The organism is Paraburkholderia sediminicola, assembly GCF_046026855.1.
In the GTDB taxonomy this organism is placed as follows: Bacteria; Pseudomonadota; Gammaproteobacteria; order Burkholderiales; family Burkholderiaceae; genus Paraburkholderia; species Paraburkholderia sediminicola_A.
The window spans coordinates 76,527-85,159 of the sequence record NZ_JAQQET010000016.1; the positions used below are offsets into that span (position 1 = coordinate 76,527).

Sequence of the window (8,633 nt, forward strand, 5' to 3'; positions counted from 1 at the left end):
GAGGTCATGCGGCTTTCTCCTCTTGCGCCCAGAATCGCAGGCCAAGCCAATGGCGCACGACTGCGGGCGAGACGTTGTAATGATCAGCAAGTACTGCGATGATTTCCGTGGGCTCGGGCCCGTTCTGCTCAAACTGAACCCGCTCTCTGCGCTCACGCTCAGCCTCTGCCGCTTGAAGCGCTTCCGCCGCCTTAGTCGCTTCCGCACGCTCTGCCGCCACTGCCAATTCCTGCTGCCGACGCTCCTCCGCAGCAACCCGCTCCGCTTCGGCTGCAATCGCATCCTGCTTCTCGCGCTCGACACGCGCGGCTTCGTCGGCTTGGCGTTGGCGCTCTGCGTCAATCGCCGCTTGTTGCCGGTCAATTTCCTCTTGCTGGGCGCGCATGCGGGATTGATGCGCTTCCTGCTCCGCCCGCATTGCCGCCGCCGCACGCTCATTGGCTGCCCGCTGCTCCGCTTCTGCTGCCTCGCGTTGCTCCCGTGCCTGCGTGTCGGCCAGAGCCTGCCTGTCGCGCGCCAGTTGCGCCTGCGTTTCGATCTCGGCGGCAAGGTCTTCGAGGCGTTTGGCTTCGAGCCTGTTTGCTTCGGCGACGCGCTCGCGCTCAAGTCGATCAACCTCCGCTTGCCGCGCTGCTTCGATTGCGGCCTGTTCGATTGCAAACTGCGCCGCCTGCATTTCCCGCAACTTCTTGACGGCGTGATCGCGCTCAACTTGTGCTTCGCCGCTGAACTCTTGCCACTCCTCAAGCGAGATGACTGCCTCTGACATGGCATCCGCAGCGAGGCAAATATCGGAAGACGGCGCACCGATGTAGCGGGCAGGAGCGTTCCGCATAACGTCGATCCTCGCCCGGATAGCGGCGATGCGTTGCTGTTCGGCAGCGAGCTTGGCTTGCTTCTCGCTTTCCTTGCGCCCCTCCTCCGCTTTTATCTCTTCGTCAAACAAAGTCTCGAGCGGCAACAGCGTTGACTCGATCTCGCCCTGTCGGCTGTCAAGAAGTTTACCGATCTCAAGGATTGGCGCCTTGCGGAGTTTCCGCGCTTTCTCGCTCGCTACCCGGATATCCCGGAACACGGCGCGATGTTTGATCGCTACGGCCATGCCAGCCGTGGTCTTGATGTCGTATGCGACTTCGCGGACAGCATCAACCGCATCCGCGTACTGTTTTGCGAACGGCTCAAACACCAGCTCGACATACTTCGTCGGCTCGATGGTGATTAGTTGTTGCGGCTGCTCGGCTGCAACCAGTTCAGTGGATTCGGTCACGACGCCTCCTTTTCTGTTTCGGCTCGCTGTGCGTTGAGTTTGAATGCCGCTTGCAGGCCGACATGTGCGTCAATCTCTGACGAACGTACGAACTCCATCTCGTAGCCGTCAGGGTAGTGTTCCGCATACGTCACATGGCGGTCGGGACGACTACCCGGCGTCACGCCCAAGTCACCCACCGCGAATCCTTCATGACTACAGTAGTGACTGCCCAGGATCGTGCCGTCTTCGGCCATCGCATAAGCCGGACCATCGCCACCACCTACCACGTTCGAGAACACATAGATTTTTGCTTTCATCGGGCGCTCCCAATGAATGCCGACCGCACCGGATCGCGCGACGAAAAGAACGATTCCCGAAACGCTTCGTTTTCCAGTTTCTGCGCATCCTTTAATGCACGATCTGCTTTTCGATTGGCATCATCCAATTTGCGGCGTGCTTCGATGCGTTCCTCGCAAACTTGCTGCAAGTACGCCCGAGCACGGCGGCGGTCATTCCATGCAAAGAGTCGGTGAAAGAGTTTCATGTCATGCTCCCAAAATTTTCACAAGAACCAAGCCAGCAATAGAGATCAGAGCACCCGCCGTGCTCCACATTAGAATCTCTGCGTGAATGTCGCGCTGCTCGGCGGCTAATGCGGCTTGGCCGGCGTCAGATATGGTCACGATCACGTCCTCGGTTTCGTAGTAGGTCAGCATGCTTCCCTCGCCTCAATCATTGCGTCTGCATACTCGTATGCCCACTTGGCGAGCTTCGGAACAGCCTTTGCACCGCAGTTCTCACCGTCTTTGTTGGGAAAGCCGATCAGTGCTGCCAACGCCTTTGCTGCGAAGTAGTCGCGCAGCGTCATGCCTTCAGGTCCGGCATGCAGATAGTCCGGATGCGGAAACGCCGGTTGTAAGTGCTCTGCTGATTTCGGGTCCATCAAATCCCCCTGTGTTCGTCAAACAGCGATACGTGGCAATTCGGCCGCGCATACCGCCTAACCGCCGTCGCCAGATCGCGCGAATTGGCGTCGAGTCGATCCCAATAGACGTCATCAAACTGTGCCGCTCTTTGAGCCTCTGTCAGCGGTTCCGGCCTTTCTTCTGCATCTGCCGTCAGTAGATCGTCGTGGTAGATGCTGGTATCTATCAGTGTTGCCATGAAGGACTCCTATTTGTTTGGCAAGGCTACTCGCTGCACTGCGCTTACTCGTACTGCCTTCCGCGCAGAATCCGCTTTGGCCCTGATGGGCGATGACTGCCGGGGCGGCGTTCCCGGTACGTCCCTAAACAGCAGGCTCAGTCATCGTTCATCAGGGCGCCAGGCTTCCAACCTGACTTGCGGCTATTAGCTAATACGACAGCGGCCGTCGCTTTCGGGGAGTCAGCAACTACAGGTGAAGAACGACCCGCGATGGTCTTCCCCAACCTTTTGGCCGGTCACCACTTCGTAGTGTGGCCAGAATTCATCGGGAACCGATTCACCTTCCAGCAATCCGCCGAAACAGAGGTATTCGCCCCAACTGCCACGCTTCCTGCTATCGACCCAATCGTGCGCGCCCTCCATCAACACGTCGTAGTGCAGGCTGACGCTATCGGCGAAGTTGCGGATCCATTGCTCTGAGGCGCTGTACTGAGGCGCGGGTGCCGCATCGATGGATACCGGGAAGTCCGGATGTTCCCAGACGTGCCGCAGAGACGTAATCTGGCGTGGGTAGACGACTAGCCAGAAGTGCTCTCCCTCACCAACTGGCTCTTTCAGGAAGGGGTCTACGATACCAACCAGCTTCACCCCATCCGTTGAAGCAGTTCCGTCAGGCAACAACCCAACGTCATCGCCGGGTTGAAGGAGATGCGCTGCAATCACCGGCTCAACCGCTAGGTGAATCGCATCCCGCTTTTCGTTCTCGCTGATGATCGTGCCCAGCGTTTCCAGTGCATCTGTTGCGACGCTGCGTTTGTCTGAACTCATGTCACTCACCCCTCAACTGTTGATCGCCCCGTTTCGCCTGCCGACACATCGGCACCACGACTACTAGCAGCGCCAGCGCAAATACCAGATAGACGCTGGCGATTTCTTTGACTATTGGCGACATAGCGCTTCCTTATGGCAGACAGAATTGAGAGCCGCCGCAGACACCGGTTACGTTCGTGTCGTCTGCCTGCAGGTCATTGACCCACCAGCCGTAGTCGCCGCTGTCGTATTGAGCGAGAGACAGGCACTCAGTTTTTCCGCAGCCCCGACAGGTGAAAAGGATCGTTTCATCTTCCTCGGGCTCGCTGCCCTGTTCGCTGAACCAAGCGCCGAATTCCCTCACACTGCCTCCCACCATTTCACGCAGTAAATCACCTCGTTGCAGCGCGACCTGGCTTCGACAACAGCTTCTCGCCCGGCAACATGATGCTTGGCCGCTGCCGTCATTGCCGCGATATGCGACGAATAGAACTCGGTTTTGAATGGTCCGTTCATCACAACCTCCTAGCACCAGACGATTCGCGTCAGGTCCACGACTCGCCGCTCATACCAAGGCAAGTCACCAATTTGCCCCCACTCCGAATAGTTCGAATCGTGGAGGATCAGGAATGTGTGCATATGGTCTCCGTCAGATACTTTCTGCAATTCGCGCTGCGGTGGCTGGTTTATTGGGCGCCGATGAATTCGGCGATGCGGTCGGCGACTTGGTTGGGCGTCGTTTTTCCGCCAGTCGTATATCGCCAATCAGCAAAGAGTCGCTCTGCATCATCGGGGATTACATCGAAGAACCGCTCGACCGCACGCCAGCCACACGCCCCTCCAAACACGGGGTCGCGCATGATTCCATCCCACTTGAGCCCCTGTTTAATGAATACTGGACTCACGCAGGCATGCCCGACCGCGCACGCAGACGTCCCACAATTCCAGACTTCCAGATTGAACTTGACCTCACCCTCTGGAGGCAATCCCCGCAGCATCGTGACCATCTGCTCAAGACGTTGTTTGTGCATGGTTTGCTCCTTAGAACGCGCTCTCGTATTCCTGCTCGCGCGCTTCAAGATATGCTGCGTGAGTTGCCTTGCCGATCTGGCAGAGCGTCGGCGACACGCGCATATGGCCGTCACGCGGGTGGAACTGGGCAACTGATTCATTCAGGTAGAACGACATGTAGCAGCGCTTGGCTCGGGCCTGCTCTTTCAGTCCTATGTGCGGCATGTACTTGCTGCGCGCCGAGCCACCAGTCCACTTGGCGCCCTTGCCGCGACCCTTGCCACGCGACACATACGGGCCGATACCCGCCAGTGCTTCACGTTGCGCCGAGCCGCCCAGGGCCATAGCCGCAGCAATAGCGGCCATCATCATGTGTGCTCGTGCGAAAGCGTTGCTCATTCCATTCTCCTTTCAGTAGTACTAACGGCGACGCATAGAGCGACGCGCCTGGTTATCTTTCGGTAGCCTCCTAGCGGGAGGCATCCCATTTCGCTATGGCCTATCGGCCGGTCGTAAGCCCCTTTATCCGCAGGGCGAGGAATGCAAGTCTTCGTGAATGGCGCTGTGGCCGGTCGCTACACCGACTGCGTTAAGGGTGGGCGTTTATCTGGCTAGGCCGAACCTATCGCTGTGGGGCAAAATCCACCGCGCCTTGCGTGTCTGCGATTACTTCTTTCCACGCCGCACAACGCCATTCACGAAAAACTGCTACACATGCAGGGCCAGTCTGTATTCCCGGCCCCGCATGTCTGTTATCAATCTCACCGTGGATCACTAGCCGAGCCACCACGGTTTGATAGCCTCGGGTCTTTCATCTGGAGTCGAGGGTTGCGTCCAGTGCCTATTACCTTGCGGCTATCGGCATGTACGGCCTTGCGGCCGGTTTATCACTGACTTTTTGTTAAAGATACAAACCACATCCAACTCTGTTGGGGCGGTGTGCTGCGGTGCTATCTACATCGGTAAAGATCGAGGCCTTACCGCTGGAGACAGTCAAATCTTTTCGGCTTCAACCCGATCGATCGAATCCGTGTACTCTGCCGACGACTTGAAGAGCCACATTGCCGTCGATATCGCCATCGCCTTGCTGTCTGCATTTACTGAGAACACCCACGTAGGGTTCGTGTGGTATTCGCCACCGTAAATCATCACAAGCCATTCGCGCATTTCGATCTCCAGTCAAACCACTATGTATTGCGCCATCTTTGAGCGGGCCGGGTTAATGCGTGGAAACCAGCGTGATGCCGTACATGTCGACACCGAGCCGATACAACTCGTCCTCTCCGGTGACAACTCGTTCTGAAAACACGCAGATGCCCTCGGCATCGACGGCGAAGAGGCGAAACGCGTACTGGCTGATACGGACGGCCGAAGTCGGCAACACACGACCGGTGTGCTTCTCAACTGCAACTCGCACTTTCTCGGTCTTGGCGACCCTGACATTCCAGGCAATCACCGCGGCATCCGTTTCCGACAGCGATTCAATCCCGCTAAACCCCGCGCCAAATTCAGATCTGGCTTGGTTGAGGGCGACTTCGACGTCGGAATCGGCAAGCATCTTCACCCACGACCCATCGCCAAAGGTCACTTTCCAAACTCGACGGTCTGCGTTCATCTCGCCCCCCTTGTTCCCGCATCTGCGGTGTGGTGTTGCGTTGAGATGAACTATAGGTCATTTTGTTCTATCTAGCAAAGCATTTTGCCCCACGCACGACCACAAAGATATTTATCGACTTTGCGGTATCAATAGCACGCGAATTTATGGACGCAAAAAAGCCCGCGCGTGGCGGGCTCTTCTTCTCAGGTTCTGGCCAGGTCTATTTATTGGTATAGGCAGCGATGGCTCTCCCAGCCATTAAAAGGTGATACGAAATTGTATCGAGTAGATCGTCTGGAATGGGCGGTGGTGTTGGCTGCTCATGCTTCAGTGTCGCCTGCGCCCGGTATTGGGCTAGATCGACAACTGCGCTATTTCCTGTGTTTTCTTTCATTGGTGGTCCCCGGGGAGTCTGTATGTGTCGATACCCTTGTTTGCTCGAGTTGTTCAAGCATTTGGGCTCGCACAGAGCCAGTCTGCAACTCAGTAGCCGCCGAAGAAAGTAAGAGCAAACCCGTATGGTAACTGAATGTTTTGTGGGCCAGATCGCCAAGGCCATCCAGGCGCTCGACACACAGAATAAGACTTTTTGCTTCATCGCTTAGAGCGGACTTATGGCCGCTGATTGATGAATCGATGTCCCATTCGTGATCGAGCCACCCCTCTTCTTTTTTGAAGGTTACCTCGATCCGACGCGCGATATCGTCGCCGATCCCGCGGCGCGGATTCGGTCCTCCCCATGAATTTACCTGCTGGGGCGTCATCAGATCGCCTGTCGCCTCGGAAATCTTCTTTGCGAACGCAGCCGGACCGTCCTCCCTCTCAATCAGGGCTCGCGCGTTCTCGTAGCGTATTTGCCTGCATGTTTTCATGCCTCGACGGTACTCGCTTCGATCATTTTGATAAACGTGCAAAAAGTTTCACGATGTAGGTCTTTTTGTTCTATCATGTCTACGTGATCTAACTGATTGGTAGCCACATGGACCTCCGAACTTACTTTCTCATTACCAAACGGGCGCAACGCGAAGAGTTCGCTAACGCATTGGAGGTCAATGTTGACTACCTCTACCACTGCTCCAGAGGCAAGCGCAAACCAGGCTCCGAACTCTGTAAACGAATCGTTGCCCTGGATTCGCGATTCACCCTCGCTGAGTTGCGACCCGACATCTGGGGCAACGGCATCGATGCTATGGCCGCAAGCGATGACGTACAGAGCCCCGTTGGTTCGGTGCCAATCAAGAAGTCGACCAAGAAAAAACTGTAAAGGCATTCGTAGTCCAAAAATTTAAGCGATGACTAGATCATCGTTTTTTTGGGGACAAAGGGGATAGTCAACCTCCCTCAACCATAGGCAAGCATTCGCAAAAGGACCGTAGCAATGCAACGAGAGATGCCGTTTCTCTTACAGGTAAGTGACATGAATAACGCACCTGACGAACTCATCAAGAAGTGTCGGCATGGTCTGGATGCAATTCGTCTTTGCATTCAGTTGTCCGGCCACACGCATGAGTTTCTGTGCAACGAACTGATTATCGATAAGGGTCACTTCAGCCGAATCATGCAGGGCAAGGCATGGTTTCCGGACACGAAGCGAATCGAGCTTATGAATCTTTGCGGAAATCGCGCACCGGCTCAGTTCGATGCGTTGATGACTGGCTGCGAGCTGGTCGAACTTTCCAAGGACGCAAAGATTCGTGAGCTCGAGGCTCAACTGGCTATGTTGAGGACGGCAGCATGAGAGCCTTTTTATTGTTCTGCGCCACCGTCTGGATCGGGACAGTGATCGTCTGGACGATTGGCGAACTTTGCGGGGTGCTGTGATGACCGTTTCCGAACTGATCGAAGAACTGCAGAAGTACGCGCCGCATCATCGCGTGTTCATCGAGTTCCCGGATTTCGGAGAACCGAACTCATGCGGCTTTGCTTCCAGCATTGCGAGCGTCGCCGATCTTTCTGCCCAAGGCGATTGCTGTGTCGTGATTGATGCGATGGGAGGCGTGCGATGAAACGTGATCTTTTCAACGCACCTTCGCCGACGTGGATCGAGCAGTCCGAACTCGCCAGCAAGATCGCGCGCGCCAAGAAAGCCGAAAAGCCCCAACTGGTGGCTCTGCTGTGCGCCTCACTCGCACGCATGACGGAAAAGCCCAAGCATCGGAGGCCGCTGTGAATGCACCTCGCCGATTGTCCAAGGCCGAAACGCGCATTGCCAAGGCGATGGATTCGCTGGTCAAGAAACTGCCGGCCGACGTCTTTCCGATCGCCGATCCTGACCTTGCAGCGCTGTCGGAATTGCTGCACCGGATGCAGATGTGCCAGGAAGATACACCGGCTACGCGAATGGCTGGCGAGGCTATCGGGCGGCTGCGTGCTTATTTGATTAAGGGGAAGTGAATGGCTTGGGGATTCGTCTACGTGTTGGGCAACGACTGTATGCCGGGGATCTACAAGATCGGCATGACCGAGAAGGCGCCGCAGGAACGACTTGAGCAATTGTCATCTTCGACGTCCGTCCCGGAACCGTTCTGGATGGCGTTCTATGCCCAGGTTAAAGGAGCGATTGATGTTGAGCGGGCCATGCACGACAAATTCGATGAGCATCGTGTCAACCCGTCTCGAGAATTCTTTCGAGTCCCCTTGCGCGCTCTCCGCGATGCAATTGAGTTTCACGCGGAGCCGCCGATGATTCATGAAATCGCGTTCGAACCCGAGGCGTTTCTTGAGGATCGGGAAGAAAGGCGTCAACGTCGATTGCATCACTTCTTGGGGCAAAACCCCGATCCGTATCAGTGGGAAAAACACCGCGGGTTTGAATAAGGC

Annotated in this window: 20 protein-coding genes; 6 read left to right on the forward strand and 14 right to left on the reverse strand. The window is 56.2% G+C overall.

Translation table 11 applies throughout. The features are described from left to right. Positions 1 to 4 precede the first annotated feature (4 nt). The 14 genes from PQR40_RS19015 to PQR40_RS19080 form a co-directional block, all read right to left on the reverse strand. Entirely contained in the window at positions 5 to 1,267 is a 1,263-nt protein-coding gene (locus PQR40_RS19015) for a coiled-coil domain-containing protein (protein ID WP_408509577.1), read from the reverse strand. After that, a complete protein-coding gene (locus tag PQR40_RS19020) occupies positions 1,264 to 1,566 on the reverse strand; it encodes a hypothetical protein (RefSeq protein ID WP_408509578.1) in 303 nt (100 codons plus the stop codon). Before PQR40_RS19020 ends, PQR40_RS19015 begins: the two co-directional genes overlap by 4 nt. Then, entirely contained in the window at positions 1,563 to 1,793 is a 231-nt protein-coding gene (locus tag PQR40_RS19025; RefSeq protein WP_408509579.1) for a hypothetical protein, read from the reverse strand. The genes PQR40_RS19020 and PQR40_RS19025 overlap by 4 nt, the downstream gene beginning before the upstream one ends. Before the next feature lies 1 nt (position 1,794). After that, positions 1,795 to 1,965, reverse strand: a complete 171-nt coding sequence (locus tag PQR40_RS19030) for a hypothetical protein (RefSeq protein ID WP_408509580.1) — start codon at positions 1,963 to 1,965, stop codon at positions 1,795 to 1,797. Further along, positions 1,959 to 2,192 (reverse strand): hypothetical protein, encoded by a 234-nt coding sequence (locus tag PQR40_RS19035; protein ID WP_408509581.1) that lies wholly within the window; start codon positions 2,190 to 2,192, stop codon positions 1,959 to 1,961. The genes PQR40_RS19030 and PQR40_RS19035 overlap by 7 nt, the downstream gene beginning before the upstream one ends. Continuing rightward, positions 2,192 to 2,413 (reverse strand): hypothetical protein, encoded by a 222-nt coding sequence (locus PQR40_RS19040; protein ID WP_408509582.1) that lies wholly within the window; start codon positions 2,411 to 2,413, stop codon positions 2,192 to 2,194. The genes PQR40_RS19035 and PQR40_RS19040 overlap by 1 nt, the downstream gene beginning before the upstream one ends. A 222-nt stretch (positions 2,414 to 2,635) precedes the next feature. Next, positions 2,636 to 3,223, reverse strand: a complete 588-nt coding sequence (locus PQR40_RS19045) for a hypothetical protein (RefSeq protein ID WP_408509583.1) — start codon at positions 3,221 to 3,223, stop codon at positions 2,636 to 2,638. Between the two features lies 1 nt (position 3,224). Further along, positions 3,225 to 3,347: a hypothetical protein gene (locus PQR40_RS19050; protein WP_408509584.1), complete on the reverse strand. Its 123-nt coding sequence runs from the start codon at positions 3,345 to 3,347 to the stop codon at positions 3,225 to 3,227. Positions 3,348 to 3,565: 218 nt separating this feature from the next. Then, positions 3,566 to 3,721 (reverse strand): hypothetical protein, encoded by a 156-nt coding sequence (locus PQR40_RS19055; RefSeq protein ID WP_408509585.1) that lies wholly within the window; start codon positions 3,719 to 3,721, stop codon positions 3,566 to 3,568. Between the two features lie 170 nt (positions 3,722 to 3,891). After that, entirely contained in the window at positions 3,892 to 4,236 is a 345-nt protein-coding gene (locus tag PQR40_RS19060) for a hypothetical protein (protein ID WP_408509586.1), read from the reverse strand. 10 nt (positions 4,237 to 4,246) lie between these two features. Next, a complete protein-coding gene (locus PQR40_RS19065; protein ID WP_408509587.1) occupies positions 4,247 to 4,615 on the reverse strand; it encodes a hypothetical protein in 369 nt (122 codons plus the stop codon). 594 nt (positions 4,616 to 5,209) lie between these two features. Beyond that, positions 5,210 to 5,383 carry a hypothetical protein gene (locus PQR40_RS19070; protein WP_408509588.1) on the reverse strand — a complete coding sequence of 58 codons (174 nt, stop codon included), beginning with the start codon at positions 5,381 to 5,383 and terminating at the stop codon, positions 5,210 to 5,212. 52 nt (positions 5,384 to 5,435) lie between these two features. Beyond that, positions 5,436 to 5,831, reverse strand: coding sequence for a hypothetical protein (locus tag PQR40_RS19075; protein ID WP_408509589.1), 396 nt, complete (start codon positions 5,829 to 5,831; stop codon positions 5,436 to 5,438). Positions 5,832 to 6,184: 353 nt separating this feature from the next. Beyond that, positions 6,185 to 6,577, reverse strand: a complete 393-nt coding sequence (locus tag PQR40_RS19080) for a hypothetical protein (RefSeq protein WP_408509590.1) — start codon at positions 6,575 to 6,577, stop codon at positions 6,185 to 6,187. A gap of 215 nt (positions 6,578 to 6,792) precedes the next feature. Here PQR40_RS19080 and PQR40_RS19085 point away from each other — a divergent pair, with 215 nt between their 5' ends. From PQR40_RS19085 to PQR40_RS19110, 6 genes are all read left to right on the forward strand, one after another. Next, positions 6,793 to 7,077: a hypothetical protein gene (locus PQR40_RS19085; RefSeq protein WP_408509591.1), complete on the forward strand. Its 285-nt coding sequence runs from the start codon at positions 6,793 to 6,795 to the stop codon at positions 7,075 to 7,077. A gap of 114 nt (positions 7,078 to 7,191) precedes the next feature. Beyond that, entirely contained in the window at positions 7,192 to 7,551 is a 360-nt protein-coding gene (locus PQR40_RS19090; RefSeq protein WP_408509592.1) for a hypothetical protein, read from the forward strand. Positions 7,552 to 7,633: 82 nt separating this feature from the next. Further along, positions 7,634 to 7,819, forward strand: a complete 186-nt coding sequence (locus PQR40_RS19095; protein ID WP_408509593.1) for a hypothetical protein — start codon at positions 7,634 to 7,636, stop codon at positions 7,817 to 7,819. After that, positions 7,816 to 7,983 (forward strand): hypothetical protein, encoded by a 168-nt coding sequence (locus PQR40_RS19100; protein WP_408509594.1) that lies wholly within the window; start codon positions 7,816 to 7,818, stop codon positions 7,981 to 7,983. The genes PQR40_RS19095 and PQR40_RS19100 overlap by 4 nt, the downstream gene beginning before the upstream one ends. Before the next feature lie 14 nt (positions 7,984 to 7,997). Next, positions 7,998 to 8,207, forward strand: a complete 210-nt coding sequence (locus tag PQR40_RS19105; RefSeq protein WP_408509595.1) for a hypothetical protein — start codon at positions 7,998 to 8,000, stop codon at positions 8,205 to 8,207. Continuing rightward, complete coding sequence (locus tag PQR40_RS19110; RefSeq protein WP_408509596.1) at positions 8,208 to 8,630, forward strand: GIY-YIG nuclease family protein; 423 nt, start codon at positions 8,208 to 8,210, stop codon at positions 8,628 to 8,630. It begins immediately after the preceding gene. The last annotated feature ends 3 nt before the right edge of the window (positions 8,631 to 8,633 follow it).